We start from the raw sequence: 1,059 nt of genomic DNA on the forward strand, positions 1-1,059 counted from the left end.
TCGACGTGGTCGGGGTTGTCGAAGGACGCCGCGCTGCGCTCGTACGTGGCGTCGTCGAAGTCCCACCGCGGCGACCCGTTCCGCCAGATGAGCTTGTTGAAGTCGTGCCGGTTGCGGCGGTAGCCGACGACACCGCGCTCGGTGGCGAAGTAGTACTGGTACCACCAGCTCAGCTCGGCGGCGGGCGCCAGGGGTTCCAGGTTCTTCCGCAGGTTCGTGATGAGGTACCCGCTCACCGCGACGATCGCCTTGCAGCGCCGCGGCCACAGCGCGGCGACGACGCCGACGGTCCGCGCGCCCCAGTCGAACCCGCCGAGCACCGCCTCCTCGATGCCGAGCGCGTCCATGAGGGCGATGACGTCGAGCGCCACGGCCGACTGCTGGCCGTTGCGGACCGCGTGCGGCGACAGGAACGACGTCGCGCCGTAGCCGCGCAGGAACGGCACCACCACGCGGTACCCCTCGGCGGCCAGCAGCGGCGCGACGTCGACGTAGCTGTGCGCGTCGTACGGCCAGCCGTGCAGCAGCACGACGGCCTGGCCGGTGCGGGGACCGAACTCGGCGTAGGCGATGTCGAGCACGCCGGCACGGACGTGCTCGAGGGTGCCGAGCGAGGTGTTGCCGCCGGCCCGGGGTTCGAGCGCGGTGGCGGGTTTCGCCGTCACGGCGGGCAACGACGTCGCCGCCACACCCGCCGCGACCGCCTTGGTGAACGATCTCCTGTCAAGCATCGTGGACTCCCTGTGCGCGACCGTGGACGAAGGCGACGCTAGGCAGGCCGTGCGGTCCGCGGCGACCGTCGGGTGACGCCGACGCTGTACGTCACCCACCGCTGTACGTCACCCGAGCGAGTCGAGCGCCTCGCCCAGGTCGGCCCGGGAGCTGACCCCCAGCTTCGGGAAGATCCGGTGCAGGTGGGTGCCGACCGTCCGGTGCGACAGGAACAGCCGTTGCCCGATCTCCCGGTTGGTCAGCCCCTCCGCGGCCAGCCGCGCGATGCCCAGCTCGTGCGGCGTCAGCTTCTCCCGCGCGTCCGGGTCGCGGTTCGGGCTCGACTCG

General features: G+C 72.0%; 2 protein-coding genes. Both read right to left on the reverse strand.

Going from position 1 to position 1,059, the window contains the following annotated elements:
• Nucleotides 1-731 (reverse strand): alpha/beta fold hydrolase (locus AB0G02_RS41975; RefSeq protein WP_360806690.1); only part of this gene is annotated, 731 nt, incomplete at its 3' end.
• A gap of 108 nt (nucleotides 732-839) precedes the next feature.
• The coding region (locus AB0G02_RS41980; RefSeq protein WP_360806693.1) for a helix-turn-helix transcriptional regulator at nucleotides 840-1,059 on the reverse strand (220 nt) is incomplete at its 5' end.

Origin of the sequence: Actinosynnema sp. NPDC023658, from assembly GCF_040639995.1 — a bacterium.
Lineage (GTDB): Bacteria > Actinomycetota > Actinomycetes > Mycobacteriales > Pseudonocardiaceae > Actinosynnema.